15 protein-coding genes are annotated in these 16,096 nt (G+C 37.4%); 13 read left to right on the top strand and 2 right to left on the bottom strand.

The features are described from left to right. Nucleotides 1-395: 395 nt before the first annotated feature. On the bottom strand, nt 396-1,307 hold the full coding sequence (locus AC4BD1_RS06575; protein ID WP_490466104.1) for an ArsR/SmtB family transcription factor: 912 nt from the start codon (nt 1,305-1,307) through the stop codon (nt 396-398). A gap of 251 nt (nt 1,308-1,558) precedes the next feature. On the opposite strand from AC4BD1_RS06575, the gene AC4BD1_RS06570 reads away from it, so the two are divergent. The 13 genes from AC4BD1_RS06570 to AC4BD1_RS06510 all read left to right on the top strand — a co-directional run bounded on the left by AC4BD1_RS06570 (nt 1,559) and on the right by AC4BD1_RS06510 (nt 15,395). Beyond that, the gene (locus tag AC4BD1_RS06570; protein ID WP_490466103.1) at nt 1,559-2,821 is read left to right on the top strand and encodes an extracellular solute-binding protein; all 1,263 of its coding nucleotides are present in this window, start codon (nt 1,559-1,561) and stop codon (nt 2,819-2,821) included. Nucleotides 2,822-2,869: 48 nt separating this feature from the next. Continuing rightward, complete coding sequence (locus AC4BD1_RS06565) at nt 2,870-3,775, top strand: carbohydrate ABC transporter permease (protein ID WP_490486022.1); 906 nt, start codon at nt 2,870-2,872, stop codon at nt 3,773-3,775. A gap of 11 nt (nt 3,776-3,786) precedes the next feature. Beyond that, on the top strand, nt 3,787-4,623 hold the full coding sequence (locus tag AC4BD1_RS06560) for a carbohydrate ABC transporter permease (RefSeq protein ID WP_206908027.1): 837 nt from the start codon (nt 3,787-3,789) through the stop codon (nt 4,621-4,623). Between the two features lie 6 nt (nt 4,624-4,629). Further along, complete coding sequence (locus AC4BD1_RS06555) at nt 4,630-5,040, top strand: hypothetical protein (RefSeq protein ID WP_206908026.1); 411 nt, start codon at nt 4,630-4,632, stop codon at nt 5,038-5,040. Between the two features lie 15 nt (nt 5,041-5,055). Continuing rightward, nucleotides 5,056-6,882 carry a glycoside hydrolase family 2 protein gene (locus tag AC4BD1_RS06550; RefSeq protein ID WP_490485348.1) on the top strand — a complete coding sequence of 609 codons (1,827 nt, stop codon included), beginning with the start codon at nt 5,056-5,058 and terminating at the stop codon, nt 6,880-6,882. Continuing rightward, nucleotides 6,875-8,641, top strand: coding sequence for a glycoside hydrolase family 2 protein (locus tag AC4BD1_RS06545; RefSeq protein WP_206908022.1), 1,767 nt, complete (start codon nt 6,875-6,877; stop codon nt 8,639-8,641). The genes AC4BD1_RS06550 and AC4BD1_RS06545 overlap by 8 nt, the downstream gene beginning before the upstream one ends. A gap of 158 nt (nt 8,642-8,799) precedes the next feature. Next, complete coding sequence (locus tag AC4BD1_RS06540) at nt 8,800-10,233, top strand: amidase (RefSeq protein WP_490485347.1); 1,434 nt, start codon at nt 8,800-8,802, stop codon at nt 10,231-10,233. 23 nt (nt 10,234-10,256) lie between these two features. Next, nucleotides 10,257-11,096: a transporter substrate-binding domain-containing protein gene (locus AC4BD1_RS06535; protein WP_490485346.1), complete on the top strand. Its 840-nt coding sequence runs from the start codon at nt 10,257-10,259 to the stop codon at nt 11,094-11,096. Then, entirely contained in the window at nt 11,096-11,758 is a 663-nt protein-coding gene (locus tag AC4BD1_RS06530) for an amino acid ABC transporter permease (RefSeq protein ID WP_206908016.1), read from the top strand. The genes AC4BD1_RS06535 and AC4BD1_RS06530 overlap by 1 nt, the downstream gene beginning before the upstream one ends. Before the next feature lie 223 nt (nt 11,759-11,981). Beyond that, entirely contained in the window at nt 11,982-13,046 is a 1,065-nt protein-coding gene (locus AC4BD1_RS06525) for a C39 family peptidase (protein ID WP_490485345.1), read from the top strand. Nucleotides 13,047-13,207: 161 nt separating this feature from the next. Next, complete coding sequence (locus AC4BD1_RS06520) at nt 13,208-13,897, top strand: hypothetical protein (protein WP_490485344.1); 690 nt, start codon at nt 13,208-13,210, stop codon at nt 13,895-13,897. Between the two features lie 4 nt (nt 13,898-13,901). Continuing rightward, entirely contained in the window at nt 13,902-14,858 is a 957-nt protein-coding gene (locus AC4BD1_RS06515) for a sce7725 family protein (RefSeq protein WP_490485343.1), read from the top strand. Nucleotides 14,859-14,885: 27 nt separating this feature from the next. Continuing rightward, nucleotides 14,886-15,395: a GNAT family N-acetyltransferase gene (locus AC4BD1_RS06510; protein ID WP_490485342.1), complete on the top strand. Its 510-nt coding sequence runs from the start codon at nt 14,886-14,888 to the stop codon at nt 15,393-15,395. A 124-nt stretch (nt 15,396-15,519) separates the two neighbouring features. Here AC4BD1_RS06510 and AC4BD1_RS06505 read toward each other — a convergent pair whose 3' ends face one another. Continuing rightward, complete coding sequence (locus tag AC4BD1_RS06505) at nt 15,520-16,080, bottom strand: guanylate kinase (RefSeq protein WP_490485341.1); 561 nt, start codon at nt 16,078-16,080, stop codon at nt 15,520-15,522. Nucleotides 16,081-16,096 lie beyond the last annotated feature (16 nt).

Here is a 16,096-nt window from a genome sequence, read left to right as displayed (position 1 = left end):
ACACAATTTTAAAAGAGAAATACTTCATTTATAAGCGCATTATAAAATCTGAAAATAACAATACATTTGGCAGAGATAGTATAGACAATTATAGCATCAATTCAAAAAAAGCAAAGAGTATTTTCTGTTGGTCAAAATGTTTTTTTCTTCACAATGAATATAATCAACGAATAAAAATCAAAAGGAGACTGGAACAAAATAAATTCCAGTCTTTTTTGTGTTTTTGATCTAGTTTTAAAAGAAAAGACGAATGAAAATCATTTGAGAAAGTAGGTGAATCTTATTTTAAGTTTGAACTTGCTGAATATTCATTTCTATATTGGTCAGCTTCTTTTGTTAAAGAAGAAAAAGGACATTTTTGAGTTTATCTTGGCCTTCAAACTTAATTTCTTCATCTATTTTTTCAAATAATAAGTAGTAATCAAAATATCTTGCTTATGATTGCCAAAACCAGTGCCGAACAGGGTCAATCCTCCTTGATGCTTAGCATCGTCTTCAACGGAAAAACGTAATTTGATAAAAGGTAGCTCATGCAGTTTCAAATCCCCGATTGTGATATCTGAATAAGCCTCGCCATCGATTCCCGTATCTAATTTATTGATACGAAGATGCTTCAAAAGACCATATTGACTAAAGCTATCATTCCACCATTCTGGTGTATAACGTCCACGAATATCTGAAAAATTTCCAGGAACAGTGTAGATGGCAACTTTGACATCATTAACATAGATGGAGATATCACTTGGCCAAACGTTATTTGACAATGGGAATTCTGAAGCAATTTCAAAACTGATTTCAAGCATTTCAGGTGTTTCGTTTTCTTGTAATAAATTTGGGATCTTATACTCAACAAATCCGCTGCTGAACCATAATAATGCGGCATCTACACGTTTTGCATCCATAAAATATTTTGGATCATCCGCTTTACCCACAACATCTTCAGTAGTAGCTAATCCACAAGTTGGTTTGACGGAAAAATCAGTAAAATGTCCCAGTTTCAGGTTAGTAGAATAACGTTGAAATTCCTGGTAAATTTTTTCTGGGAAACGAATATTGATATCGTCAACTTTTAGGTAGACCATTTTTTTGTTTCGATTGGCACCGACGCCACGCTCAGAATGGATCAAACCAGCATCTTCCATTTTTTGAATATGTCTAGTGGTGATTGCATTACTAATTTCCAAATGTTTTGCAATTTCTCCAACGCTTTTTTTCTCACTTCCGATAAATGTTAAAATTTCTAAGCGAGTAGCACTAGCGAGACATTCAAAAACAGGTAAAGAACGTTTATCTAAAGAAAGTTCCATAATTTTTCATCTCCTATTTAACTAAAAAGTTAACAGCCTGACTCTCAATATGATTATATCCTAACATCCGTTTAACTGTATAGTTGTTTTTGATAAACGTTGACAAAATAATGTTGACTGCGCTTACATACGATGCTAATTTAACAATGTACTATTTGTTCAAAATAAAAAAATACTAAAAAGTTAATTACTTGAAAAATGATTATCGTTGGAAATTAACTATTTAGTAAAATTGAGAGAGGGACAGGAAAATGAAAAAATTATTAGGTATGGCATTGGTAACGGGTGCTTGTTTGATGGCATTAACAGCATGTGGCAACACTGAAAGTACAGGATCAACCAGTGAAAAAGAAATCGTTTTTTGGAATCCATTTACAGGAGCAGATAGTTCAAATGTTAAGGCAATGATTGATGAGTACAACAAAACTGATCCTGAATATAAAATCAAAAATGTCTCATTAAAAGAAACAGATATGTATACCAAAATTCCAACTGTTGTTAACTCAGGAAAAAATATCCCAGATCTAAACATTGTTCACGCAGAACGGATCAAACAATATAAAGACAATGACATGCTAGAAAATTATGATGATATTTTGGCTGATTTTCCTGAAATCAAAGCTGAAAATTATGTAACTGAGGCATGGAACTTAGGTGAACTGGATGGGACTCGTTATAGCTTGCCACTTGATATTCATAACTGGGGAACTTATTACAATAAAGAGTTGCTTGAAAAATATGCGCCTAATGCGCTGGATGACAATATCCTAACCTTTGATGAAATCAAAGAGGCAGGTGAAAAAGCAAAGGCTGATGATATTCGAGGTGTAGCTGTTACTTGGATGAAACCCAATTATTTATCAACATTCAAACAAGCAGGTGGCGAATTAACGGAAGATGGAACTGCTCCTACCTTAGATACACCAGCTGCGAAGGAAGCAATGAATGCATGGGCAGATTTATATCAAGCTGGGGTGACAACAAAAGATGGGGAAGATCCAACACAATTATACTTAGCTGGGAAACTCCTCTTTTTCCCAGAAGGCATTTGGCTACAAAATAATATCAAAGATGCAAAATTTGACTGGGGATTGACTAATTCACCACAACTAACAGATGATGCAAGCAAAATAGTGAATTGGGCATCTTCACATCAATTTGTTATGTTCAAGAATAAAGATCGTTCTGCTGAGAAGACCAAAGGAATCATGGAATTCATCAATTGGTTACGGACGAATTCCCTTGAATGGGCGAAAGCCGGCCAAAACCCAGCGACATTAGCAATTTTAGAGAATGAAGAATATCAAAAAATGCCACAATCATTCTTTATTGAAACACCTGAACAACAAGCAACACTTTCGATCTTTGATTACAAATACAATGGTTACGTTTCAGAATATATTGATGCGCATGGTTTTGATACAGTCTTTGGGAAACAGTCAGTAGCTGATTTCACAAAAGGAATGCAAAAGGAAGTTGTCGATAAAATTGCCAAAGATAGTTCCAATAAATAACTTTTAATCACAACGTATCTTGATTTAGGAAAGGATTGTGCAGGTATGATGACTTCTACAGAAACGATGTCAGCTACAGACAAGGTGACCAAGAAAAAGAGATGGTTGCCTTGGGTATTTTTGGCCCCACATTTGACGATTTTTACAATTTTTTTCTTGTTACCAGTGATTTTTGGTTTGTACATTTCTTTGACAGATTGGGATTTGTTCAACTCACCAACTTTTGTAGGTTTAGCTAATTACCAAGATCTCTTGTTTAATGAACAGTCTACTTTTTATGAACAGTTACGGATTGGATTAAAAAATACATTTCTATTTGTGCTATTTTCGGTGCCCTTCTGTATTCTTGTTCCGTTGATTTTAGCAGCAGCATTAAATACGAAACCCAAATTAGCAAAAATATTTCAATCACTGTTTTATTTACCTTCACTTTTTGCTATTTCTGCCGTAGTGATCATCTGGACATTAATTTTTAATGTCAATTATGGCCCAATCAATACGATTTTACAATCGGACATTCCTTGGACCGGAACACAGCCCTATGCTTGGATCGCGTTAGTGGTTATAACGGTTTGGTGGACGATCGGGGGGAATATGATTATCTATCAAGCAGCATTAAATGGCATTTCAAAGGATTTTTATGAAGCAGCCGATATTGATGGCGCTACGACATTACAAAAATTTTTTAAGATTACTTTGCCAGCAATTAGAGGACAGATTTTATATACCGTAGTAATGACAACGATTGCACAGTTTAATGTTTATGGACAACCATTAATGTTGACGGGGGGAGGACCCAATAATTCAACGCGGGTCTTATTGATGTACATCCAACAAAATGCTTTTGGTTCAGGGCAATCAATTGCTGGGATGGCATCTGCTATGGCAGTCATCTTAGGTCTTTGTATCATGGTAGTTTCTGCTATCCAATTTAAATTGTTGCGAAAAGAGTAGGGGGAGACAAGATGAAGAAAAAGTCAATGTCTAAAGTAATCGCATGTTGCTTTTTACTCGTGATGGGAGTTATCTGGATGATTCCATTACTGTACGGCGTGTTAACATCGTTTAAATCAGAAATGGAACTAATGACAGCAGGGTTTAAGTTATTACCAATTGAATGGGTATTGACGAACTACACAGAACTTTTAGTGAACAATTCAAGCACACCATTGGTTAAGTGGTTCTTTAATTCATTATTCATCTCTGTGTCACATACTCTATTAGTTTTAGTAGTCGTCTCATTTTCGGCATTTGCCTACAGCCGTTTAAGTTTTAGAGGGAAAAATGGACTTTTTTCCTTTTTGTTAGCAACGATGATGTTTCCAAGTGTGGTGAATTTGATTCCGTTATACAAGATCGTTGATATTTTAGGCTGGGTCAATACGCCACTTGCGATGATTGTGCCTGGAGCAGCTGGTGTATTCAATATTTTTTTAGTGAAACAGTTCATGGATAATATTCCAAAAGATTTTGATGAAGCTGCACAGATTGATGGTGCGAGCGAGTGGACGATTTTCCGTAGAATTATTTTACCTTTGATCAAACCAGTGTTATTAGTAGTAGCGTTATTTGCCTTCACGGGTTCTTGGAATGACTTTTTGTGGCCATCCATCGTATTTAATGATATCGAAAAAATGCCGATTACTTCAGGATTACAACTTTTACAAGGTATGTATCAAGCACAACCGACTTTGTTGATGGCTGGCGCGTTAGTGGCAATTATTCCGACTTTTGTTTTATACCTATTTGCTCAAAAATATTTTTTACAGTCGATGTCTTTATCAGCTGGTGTGAAAGGATAGGAAAAAATGGAACGAAAAAGAGAACGACAATTGATTCGAATCATGGGAATCTGGCAAATCCTTGACGGCGTGTTAACAATTGGAATCTATGGCTTCTATCAGCAGCAAATCTTTTCTGGTATGGTCGAAAGTAATTTAGCACAATTGCATGCAATTGATGCATTGTTTGGAAATGTTTTCTTGTTTGTCTGCACATTTGGTACGTTATTGATAGGTTTAGGTTTGGCAAATTTGGTCATTAGCCAACGATATGTAAAAGACAATCAGGTGAATATAAAAATAGGTGTGTATTTATTAGTTCAAGGATTATTTTCTTATTTGATTTTAGACATCATTAGTCTAGCGTTAGGAATGACAGCAGGAATTATTTTACTTGCTAGAAATAAGGGAATTAAATTGAACCTTCAAAAATCTTAGTTGGGAGTTAAAAATATGATGCGTGAAGAGTATCCTCGTCCGCAATTTGTCCGTGAACAGTTTGTCAATTTGAACGGGGTCTGGTCATTTGCTTTTGATGATGAAAATGTTGGAATAAAAGAAAGGTGGTATTGTAAACCTGAAAAACTGAATCAAAAAATTGAAGTACCATTTGTTTATCAATCAGAGTTGAGTGGAATCAAACAACGTCAGGTTCATGATGTTGTTTGGTATCAGCGAACATTTTCCTGGGAAAAACAGGAATTAAAAAAATATTTCTTACATTTTGGCGCAGTGGATTATCGAGCAGATGTTTACGTCAATGGTTGTTATGTAGGAAATCATACTGGTGGACAAACATCCTTTTCATTTGATATTACTGACTTTTTAATAACAGGAGAGCAAAACTTAGTTGTTCGCGCTTGGGATCCTCATGAGGATGAAACGATTCCTAGAGGCAAACAATTTTGGGAACCCGAATCTAGGGGAATCTGGTATACAAATAGTACAGGGATCTGGCAAACAGTCTGGTTAGAAGAGGTATCAGAAAAACATCTTGAAAAAGTTGAATTAACACCAGATATTGACCAAGGAAATGTCTGTTTTGCACTAACCGTGTCTGCTGCGGCTGTAGGTCAAACCTTGCGCTACCAAATTACATTTAAAGGTGTCGTGATTTGCGAAGATCAGCTGACCCTCTTTTCAACTTTTACCAAACGTTGGATCGATATTTATAATCAAAATATTTTTCGGACCAACTTTCATGACCAAGGATGGACTTGGTCACCTGAAAACCCAAATCTATTTGATATTCGTTTTGAATTAGTTGAAGGCGAAGAAGTATTAGATCGAGTAACAAGTTATTTTGGTATGCGTAAGATTCATGTTGAAAATGGAATGATTTTCTTAAATAATCAACCCTATTATCAAAAGCTAGTATTGGATCAAGGCTATTGGCCTATGGGATTACTAACAGCTCCCAATGATGAAGCCTTCATCAAGGATATCGAATTGGCGAAGGCAATGGGATTCAACGGTTGTCGGAAGCATCAAAAAGTGGAAGATCCACGGTTTCTATATTGGGCGGATCAGTTAGGGTTCATTGTTTGGGGAGAATGTGCGGCTGCACCTGTTTATACTTTAGATGCAGTTTCTAGGCTGACAAAAGAGTGGATAGAAATTATTGAGCGCGATTATAATCATCCATCAATCGTAACATGGGTTCCGTTAAATGAAAGCTGGGGTGTTCCCGAGATTCATCTGAACACACAGCAACAAAGCTTTTCTAAAAGTATCTACAACTTTTTACATGCGTTAGATGCAACTCGATTAGTTATTTCTAACGATGGTTGGGAAATGACCGAAACGGATATTTGTGCGATTCACAATTATAATCATGGTGAGGAAAATGAAACGGAAAAGTACAATCACTTCAAACGAAGTTTAGCAAGTGTTGAGGGACTAATTAATCATCCACCAGGAAAATGGGCAATTTTTGCTCAAGGATTTACGTATCAGAACCAACCGATTTTGTTAACTGAATTCGGAGGAATCGGCTATCAAGTCCAAAGTCAAGGAGGGTGGGGCTATACCTCTGTAAATGATGACACACAATTTCTTGCTGATTATGGTCGGATAATGCGAGCAGTTTATGAGTCTAAAGCATTGTGGGGTTATTGTTATACGCAATTAACAGATGTAGAACAAGAAATAAACGGCTTGCTTACCTATGACCGACAAGCGAAAGTTCCTTTAGAACAAATCAAGGAAATCAACAATCAGTATCATCCAGAACGGGTTTTTATCAAAAATCAATGGAGAAAAGAGGCAGAATATGAATAATCTTCGACGAGAGCATCCACGTCCGCAATTCATTCGAAAAAATTGGACTTTACTCGATGGCACTTGGGCATTTCAATTTGATGACGAGAATCAAGGGATAAAACAACAATGGTATCAAGGGGTCCCCAATACAGTTCCAATTACAGTTCCTTTTACTTATGAAACAGAATTGAGTGGAATCAATGATCCTTCCCATCATTCCGTTGTATGGTATGAGAAGAAAATCGTTTTGGAGGAACAGAAAAAATACACCTTACTATTTGAGGGTGTTGATTATTTTAGCCAAATTTGGTTGAATGGCAAACAAATCGGGACACATCAAGGAGCGTATGAACGTTTTGAATTTGATTTAACGGAAGCTTTGCCCGGTGAAAATCATTTGGTGATTCGTGTGGAAGATTCACTTGCGGAAGACCAGCCACGAGGAAAGCAACGATGGTTAACAGATAACTTTGGTTGCTGGTATGTACAAACAACGGGAATTTGGAAATCAGTTTGGTTAGAGGAACAGCAGTCAGACATCCGATTGGCGTCAGTTAAAATGACGCCTGATTTAATAAATGATCAGATAATTTTTGAGCCACTTGTTAAAGAAGGGGCGACTTATCCAAAACAAAGTTACTTATTTGAAGCGGACGTTTCATTTGCTGGACAATCCGTTAGTTCATATCGAGGATTACTGACTCATTCACTCAATCCGATTTCATTGCAAACAAAGCTCAAAGAAGATGGTTGCTGGGGGACGAAAGTCTGGTCACCAGAATCACCACATTTATACGATGTTACTTTCCGTCTTTTCACTGAATCAGGTGAATTATTGGATGAAGTATCTAGCTACTTTGGGATGCGTGATATTTCTATTAAAAAAGGACAAGTTTTGTTGAATCATCATCAGCTTTATCAACGATTGATTTTGGATCAGGGCTATTGGAAAGAATCAGGAATCACACCACCTTCGCTTGAAGCGCTGGAAGTAGATCTTGATTGGATTATAGAAATGGGTTACAACGGGTTAAGAAAACACCAAAAGATCGAAGATGAACGATTTTTATATCTATGTGATGAAAAAGGTTTGTTAGTTTGGTCTGAGATGGCATCCACTTATCTGTTTAATGATCAAGCCATGGAGCGCTTTGTCGATGAGTGGCAAGCGATCATCCGTCAAAATTATAATCATCCATCAATTATTACTTGGGTACCGTTTAACGAGTCTTGGGGAATCAAAGGAATCGAACACGATCAACGACAGCAGCACTTTACTGAAAGCATCTATTATTTGACGAAATCATTTGATAAGCAACGACCAGTAATCACAAATGATGGCTGGGTTCATACGATCTCTGATATTTTGACATTACACGATTATGAAGAATATGGGGAACGTTTCAAAATGCGTTATGAAAATAAAAAGGATTTTGTAACCAATGAATACCAGTTTAATCAAGATTTTTATGCCTTCGCTGATGGATATCATTACCAAGACCAGCCGATTATTATTTCTGAATTTGGCGGTATTGCTTTTACAACTGAAAAGGCAGAGGATTGGGGTTATGGACATCAAGTAAGAGATGAAGAACAATTTCTGACGCGCTTTGATGCGATCCATCAGGCGATTCAGGACTTACCATTTATTACAGGTTACTGTTATACGCAGTTGACTGATGTTGAGCAAGAGGTGAATGGTTTATTGACAACAGACCGAAAACCAAAAGTTGATCTAGCTAAAGTGAAAGAAATAAATATGAGAAGAGTAAAATAAGTCAAAATAGTTACGAATAAAAGTTGGGCTTAGTCGCAGATAAAAGTGACGTCCAACTTTTTTATTGTTTAAAAGTTTGTGTATAAATGTGCAAGCGTATTCATTGTTTTGTATAGAAACTTATGGGAGAATGATTTGGAAAAAAAGGAGGGTCTAAAATGAAAGATGCGGTCTATCTATCTCAGGCATTGAAAGAGAAGCAATTCAGTCAACAAGAGTTTCTTGAGGAAACAGCGAAAAAGGCCAAAAAATTAAATCCTGAATTGAATGCTTTTGTGACATTTGCCACTACTGATTTGCCTTCAAAAAAAACTGATTCGTTGTTGGCGGGAGTGCCTTTTCCGTTAAAAATGTTAGGGCAGGAGAAAAAAGGTTGGTTAGCAACATCAGGTTCTATTTTGTTCAAAGATCATCGTGCTTCAATGAATTCAAACTATGTTCGACAAATTGAATCGCTTGGTTTGTTGCCACTTGGACAAACAAATTCACCCGAATTTGGATTCAAAAATATTACAGATCCTGTACTTTATGGTCCAGCAAAAAATCCGTGGAATGTTGCTCATTCACCTGGTGGTTCAAGTGGTGGTGCAGCGGCGGCTGTCGCAGCTGGTATTGTTCCTATGGCGGGAGCAAGTGATGGTGGAGGGTCTATTCGAATCCCAGCTTCGTTTTGTGGTCTGATTGGTTTGAAACCTTCAAGGGGAACGATGCCTGTGGGACCCTACGCATGGCGTGGCTGGCAAGGTGCTGCAATTGACTTTGGCTTAACGATTTCGATGCGAGATACAGAAGCCTTGTTTTATGGATTACGTGGAACAGCTTCAGGTGCGCCTTATCAAGCATCACCAGCAGAATGGCAAACCCATCCAGATAAAAAAACATTACGAATAGCAGTCTGTTCTGCTTCACCGATTGGTTCAAAAATTAGTGAAGAAGCAAAACAAGCGGTAAAAAATGCGGTTGATTTTTTAGTTGAGAAAGGTCATGACGTAGTAGAAATTACTTATCCTTTGGATGGTCGCCACTTGATCAGTTCGTATTATCAAATGAATGCTGCTGAAACTGCGGCAATGATTACTTCGATTGAGGAAAATCTGAAGCGTTCTGTCAGACAGGAAGAATTGGAACCAATTTCGTGGACGCTATTAGAGTATGGGAAAAAAATTGCTGCAGCTACTTACATCGAATCGTTGCATGTTTGGGATCGCGCAGCGGTAACAATGGAAGAACTATTCCAAAACTATGATCTGTTTCTTTCACCAACGACCGCTTTCTCAGCTCCAGAAATAGCCAGAGATTTACAAAGTGACGTGATTCGCGAGAAAATGAGTCAAGTCTCTGAACTGTCAGAGAAACAAGCTTTTGAGATTGTTACGGAAATGTTTGAGGAAAGTTTGCAAATTACTCCGTATACTCAGCTAGCGAATTTGACTGGACAGCCAGCTATTAGTTTGCCAACACATCTAACGGTTGAAGGATTGCCGTTAGGAATTCAGTTTATGGCAGCTAAAGGTCGTGAAGATCTTTTATTTACTATAGGAAAGTTATTTGAAGAAAATCAAAAATTTTATTTGCCGAAAAATGTTCAATAGTGTGTGATTAGTAGGAGGAAAAAATGAAAAAGTCAGTTTTTGCAATTATTGTAGTTAGTGGTTTATTCGCTTTAACAGCTTGTGGGCAAGGAAGTTCTAAAATAGTAGAAGATAATAGCTTAAAACAAGTAGAAGACAAGAAAAAGATGGTTGTTGCAACTTCAGGAACATTGTTTCCAGCATCTTATTATAACGATGATAATCAATTAGTTGGTTATGATGTTGATGTAGCAAAAGAAGTAGCTAAACGTTTAGGCGTTGATATTTCATTTAAAGAGTATAATGTTGATGGTCAAATCACTGCTGTATCTAAGCAATCAGTTGACTTTGCGGCGAATGATTTTGGTATCACAAAAGAACGTGAAAAAAAATTCTCTTTATCTGATCCAATCAAATACTCTTTTGACAGCATGATTGTACGTCAAAAAGATGATTCTGGGATTGCTTCTTTAGAAGATTTAAAAGGCAAGAAAGCTGCTGGCGAACCTAACACTAGTTATATGAAATTAGCGGAAAAGTATGGCGCAGAATTAGTTACCTATGATAATGCGACAAATGATCAATATCTAACAGATGTTGCAAATGGACGCACTGATGTGATCTTAAATGATTACTATTTACAAAAGATGTCTGTAGCTGCTTTGCCGGATATTCCAGTTAAGATTTTGGAGAACGTGTATTTCAATGCGAACAGTAGTGGTTTTTTGTTTAAAAAAGGGCATGATGCTTTAGAAGAAAAAGTGAACAAAACACTTAAAGAAATGAAAGATGATGGTACATTGAAAAAAATTTCGGAAGGCTATTTCCAAACAGATGTATCAGTGAAACCAAAAGAAGAAATCGCTGAGACGGTGAGTGACTAATGTATTTTCCCACAATTGATTTTCTTCTAATGTGGCAGTCCATTCCCTTTGTTTTACAAGGGCTAACATATACGTTAGGTATCGGGGTTCTTTCTTTCTTATTAGGAAATGTCATTGGGATCGTATTAACAATACTTGGGCTCGTTCGCTGGCGACCTATTCGCTGGTTCGTTCGTTTTTATCTTTCTTTTTTTCGAGGAGTTCCTGCGTTAGTGTTACTCTTTTTATTGTATTTCGGCTTACCTTATCAACTGAGTGCAGTGGCAGCATCAATCATTTGTTTTACGATTACAAGTAGTGCTTTTCTTGGAGAAATTTATCGTGGCTCGTTAGCTGGCGTGCCTCAAGGACAATGGGATGCTGGCTTGGCGGGTGGTTTTTCTTTTTTAGGGGTTTTACGCTACATCATACTGCCACAAGCTTTTCGCATTTCTATCCCTGCACTAAGTAACGTGGCAATGGATTTGGTAAAAGGGACTTCTTTGGCAGCGACGATTACCGTTCCAGAAATTTTTCAAAAAGCAAAAATCATTGGTGGTCGGACATTTGACTATTTTTCGTTGTATATTTTAGTTGCTTTGGTTTATTGGTTGATTTGTATTGGGATCGAGAAAGTCCAGCAACTATTGGAAAAGCATTATGCGAATCGTTTAATCCAATGAAAGTGAATAGATAATAAAGAAAGTTAGGATAGAAAATAATCCTAGCTTTTTTTTAATTGCTATTTCATTCTTCCTATTAGATAATTTTATTGATAGGAGTCATCTTTAGTACAAGTATTATGCAAGAATGAGAAAAAAAGAGTTTTTTTGAATGAAATTTTGTCATGCAATATTTCATGCTACAATTTTTTGTACAAATAATTGAATGAACTGAGGGATAAACGTGAAAAAAAGAGGAGTCACATTGTTAGGATTGGGCTTATTTTTAGTAATCGGGTTACAAACAGAATGCATACAAGCAGAAGAAATAGCAACAACTAGTGTAGGTAGCATTCCCATGTATCGCCTGTTTAATAAATACAGTGGGGAGCATTTGTATACGCGTAGCACTGGCGAAAGAGATAATTTAAAACGTGTTGGTTGGAATTATGAAGGTGTTGCATGGCAAGCACCGACAAGTGGCTCACCAGTTTATCGCTTATACAATCGCTACAATGGGGAACACTTCTACACGATTGACGCAGGCGAAAGAGATAAGATTTCCCATACTGGTTGGACGTATGAGGGCATTGCTTTCTATTCCTATAAAGGCAGTGGCGGTGTTCCTGTGACTCGTTTATATAGTAAAAAAGTGAATTGGCACCATTACACATTGGATCAAAATGAAACGAGCATTATTAGTAAACAAGGTTGGAAAATCGAGGGCACAGGTTGGTATGCACTGCCAAATAGTACACCATCTCCAGCCCCAAGTGACGAAAAAGTATTGAATGTGCCAGTTGTCTGGCAAGGAGACACGATGCTGTGCGAAGGGGCTTCATTGCTACAAGCGTTGCGTTACAAAGGCGTAACGAATCAAGAGTTGCTGACATTTGTTAACTCAATGCCACGCGCAAACGACAATAACCCCTATCATGGTTATTCAGGTGAATGGCGCCACAATGTTTCTGGCACGTATCAAGGAATGATGGCTGATCCAGTTGTTCAATGGGCAAAAAAAGTTGGTGGAAATGCGGTGAATATTACTGGTCAAGGAACAAATGGAATGAAAAATGAAATCAGAAATGGCAATCCTGTTGTGACTTGGATCACTTATAATTATGCGTTACCACAGTTTAAACAAATGCCTTGGGGACGAGCTGTCTGGAATGGGCATGTGGTATTAGTTGATGGATTTAAAGATGGTGCGTACCACGTAGTCGATCCAGTATTTGGGGCAAAGTGGATCAATGCGAGTACCTATGAAAATGCCTTTAATGTCACTAAGATGGCAGTAGCTGTTCGATAATCAGGTATGGTAAATGAAAAGCTCATGGGGAGTGTGGCAGTTGCTGTCGCACTCTTTTTTTGATTTGCCAGTTGATAAGAAATAACTGGCATTTTTCATCAGCGTTGTGTAAAATAAACAAGATGATTAGGCGAAAATACGTTCCCATTGGAGGTGGAAAGATGAAAACATCCTTAACAATTGATATGGAGCAATCACTCTACCAGTATTGTCTTGAGCAAGGAGGAATCGTGGTAGAAGAGGTAACGATGCCAGAAGAACAAGGAATTGTTGATACGTTATGCTGTTTAACAAAAGCAGACGGGACGCGTGAATGGCGCTGTTATGAATTAAAAGTAACAAAAGCAGATTTCCGTTCGGCAGCAAAGCTTTCATTTGTTGGGCACTATAATTATTTTGTTTTACCTCAAGAACTCTATGAAGCTGTCAAGGCAGAGATTCCAGCAGAAATTGGTATTTTTGTTTACCGACCCTACGTTTCAACGGAAGAGATGCCTGCACCAGGAACCTTTGCAATTGCCAAAAAAGCAACGAAAAAAGAATTGACAGTACCAGAAACGGCACTGACTAACCGTTTCATGGCCTCACTATTCAGAGAAGTTCGAAAAGCGAAACAAATGGAGCGTGGAGTGAGATATTTTCCGACTGAACAATTGTATAAAGAACTAAAAAACCGTTCAGATGAACAAAATCCATTTTCAACTGAACGTTATTATGAACGTTTCATGGAAGACTTGAACAATCAAGCTGTGGCTGAATTACAAGAAGAGGTTCTTGCTTTGCAACAAGATTATGAGTATCTACGACAACAACAACAAATTCGGCGTTTGCCAACTGAGCCATTGGAGTGATCTTATGTATTATCCTTATTTGCGTGGAAAACAATTTGATCTGTTAGCCCTGAAAGAAGCGATAAATCGTAATGTTTTATCTGCTAAAGTTCAGCCAATTATTGAACCAGTCAGAGATTCGGCGACACTTAAAAACGTTGTTGAACTTTTCCAAAAGAAAAACCACCCGCTCATCTTGATCGATAATCCACAAGTAGGCCAATTTAAGCTGTTTCAAGAACATCTACATTCATGGACGGAAACACAGAAAAGTGCCATTCAACATGGGGTGATTTTGACACCACAAAATTTTCAAGAGATTGTGAGCAAGCCGCCTGAATGGTTGATTTTCGATGGGCAATACTATTTAAGAGAGCCAGCAAGCTGGAAAAAATTGGCAAAGAGCGAAACGAAATTCATTATCCCTGATAAGAGTCGCTTACGTATTTGGTTACCAGAAAATAAAATTATTTTACGAGACTCTTTTCAAACGAAAAAATATGTTGAACACTATGCCGAAAAGCCAGATGATTTTTTTAGCGATGACTACTTGTTTCATCGAGAAGATGGTTATGTTGGCTTTGCTGATTTTACAATTGAAGGTAGTCGTTATTTTGACAAAGGGTATCCTAGTCGTGCATTAGCCATCCATTTAACCTATGTGGATGCTTACGGGAATATCCGAGTGAAACATTTTATTTCTGATAGTAATGAGTCTGCAAAAGATCAAGCGCTCAAATTCTTTGAAGCAGCGGCGAAAATGAAAAGTTGGGTTTGGCGAAATCAAGACCAACTACTGATTACTTCAGGGATGATCGAGCTTTTGTTACTAGAAAAAAAGCAAAAATTTCCAGGATTAGGGGTATTAAAAAAGTGGACCTTACTACATCACTTAGAGCTAATGAGTCGGCTAGTAGAGCATCCAACAAACTGGTTGAAAGAAGTGACACAAACCAATCGCTTACAAGAATTAGATCAATAAAAAAGGAAGTTACGGGAGGCAATTAAAATGTACCTTAGAAAAACAAGACCTGAAGACATCGATAAAGTGATGGAGATCATTCAAGCAGCGACACAATTTTTGGCAACACAAGGCTTGCCACAATGGCAAAACGGCCACGGGCCAACCAAAGACATGATTGTGATGGATCGTGAAAAAGAAGAAAGCTTTGTGTTGATTGATGACGAACAAATCGTAGGTACAGCAGCTTTAGTTTCTGGTGTTGATCCTGTTTATACAGCAATCGATGGTTCGTGGGAAGAAGTCTCATCCGTCTATTTGTCTATTCATCGCGTGGCAGTTGATCCAGCAGTTAGAGGAAAAGGCTTAGGAAAAAATTTGCTCAAGCATTTAGTAACAATTTCGGCCATCCAAGGAGTCAAGGATATCCGAATCGACACGTATCCGACCAATGAGCCAATGAAAAAAACAATTTTAGCAGCAGGCTTCCATTATCGAGGGATGATTGAATTTCCATTTGAAAATGGGGAGAGGCTGGCTTATCAGTTGGTGATTTAATGGGGAAATCATTAATTAAAAGGAATTCATATGTTGTCATTTGAAGAAAAGTAAAAAAAGGAATCAAAGTGTGTGTCTGATTCCTTTTTTGTGTAGTAAATAACAAAAGAATGATTGAGAAAACTTATCTTAAAGTATTTTCTTCTAAAATTTTTTCGAGTTGCTGCTGAGCTGATTCAAAAGTTGTGTCATTTGAAATAATTGCAAGGGTAGGGATACTAGCTAGGTGATGGAGTTCTTCTTGGTCACGTTCAAAAAGTGCCAGTCTTTTTGAACGCTCAGTTTGTGAATCCCCTCGCTCTTTTAAACGTTTTTGTAATGTTTCTTTTGAAATTGAAATGAAGATGGGGCGAATACGGTCACCAAATAGTTCATGAAGTCGCCAAAATCCCGAGGCTGTTAGAACGGCGTAACAATCAGCTTTTTTTAGTCGATTCGCAATTTCCATTTTACTAGAACCATAATAATTTCCCGCATATTCATCCCATTCAGCAAATGCACCATCCGAAATCATTTCTTGGAATTTTTTTTTAGAGACAAAGTAATAATCTTTTTCGTTTAGTTCGCCAGGGCGCTTTGGGCGGCTGGTATGCGTAATGATTTTTTGATCTGGACGAAAAACGGAAGCAGCTAATGAAGTTTTCCCTGAACCAGATGGACCAATAATCACATAACAATGAGTCATATTTTACCTCCTTATT

The organism is Enterococcus sp. DJ147D b, from assembly GCF_058216655.1.
The sequence above is the reverse complement of the archived record's forward strand: the minus strand, read 5'-3'. Positions and strand labels throughout refer to the sequence as shown.

What these genes read in the sequence shown, in the direction of transcription:
- AC4BD1_RS06575 (WP_490466104.1), bottom strand. Translation starts at nt 1,307, where the DNA reads ATGGAACTTTCTTTAGATAAACGTTCTTTACCTGTTTTTGAATGTCTC.
- AC4BD1_RS06570 (WP_490466103.1), top strand. Translation starts at nt 1,559, where the DNA reads ATGAAAAAATTATTAGGTATGGCATTGGTAACGGGTGCTTGTTTGATG.
- AC4BD1_RS06565 (WP_490486022.1), top strand. Translation starts at nt 2,870, where the DNA reads ATGACTTCTACAGAAACGATGTCAGCTACAGACAAGGTGACCAAGAAA.
- AC4BD1_RS06560 (WP_206908027.1), top strand. Translation starts at nt 3,787, where the DNA reads ATGAAGAAAAAGTCAATGTCTAAAGTAATCGCATGTTGCTTTTTACTC.
- AC4BD1_RS06555 (WP_206908026.1), top strand. Translation starts at nt 4,630, where the DNA reads ATGGAACGAAAAAGAGAACGACAATTGATTCGAATCATGGGAATCTGG.
- AC4BD1_RS06550 (WP_490485348.1), top strand. Translation starts at nt 5,056, where the DNA reads ATGATGCGTGAAGAGTATCCTCGTCCGCAATTTGTCCGTGAACAGTTT.
- AC4BD1_RS06545 (WP_206908022.1), top strand. Translation starts at nt 6,875, where the DNA reads ATGAATAATCTTCGACGAGAGCATCCACGTCCGCAATTCATTCGAAAA.
- AC4BD1_RS06540 (WP_490485347.1), top strand. Translation starts at nt 8,800, where the DNA reads ATGAAAGATGCGGTCTATCTATCTCAGGCATTGAAAGAGAAGCAATTC.
- AC4BD1_RS06535 (WP_490485346.1), top strand. Translation starts at nt 10,257, where the DNA reads ATGAAAAAGTCAGTTTTTGCAATTATTGTAGTTAGTGGTTTATTCGCT.
- AC4BD1_RS06530 (WP_206908016.1), top strand. Translation starts at nt 11,096, where the DNA reads ATGTATTTTCCCACAATTGATTTTCTTCTAATGTGGCAGTCCATTCCC.
- AC4BD1_RS06520 (WP_490485344.1), top strand. Translation starts at nt 13,208, where the DNA reads ATGAAAACATCCTTAACAATTGATATGGAGCAATCACTCTACCAGTAT.
- AC4BD1_RS06515 (WP_490485343.1), top strand. Translation starts at nt 13,902, where the DNA reads ATGTATTATCCTTATTTGCGTGGAAAACAATTTGATCTGTTAGCCCTG.
- AC4BD1_RS06510 (WP_490485342.1), top strand. Translation starts at nt 14,886, where the DNA reads ATGTACCTTAGAAAAACAAGACCTGAAGACATCGATAAAGTGATGGAG.
- AC4BD1_RS06505 (WP_490485341.1), bottom strand. Translation starts at nt 16,080, where the DNA reads ATGACTCATTGTTATGTGATTATTGGTCCATCTGGTTCAGGGAAAACT.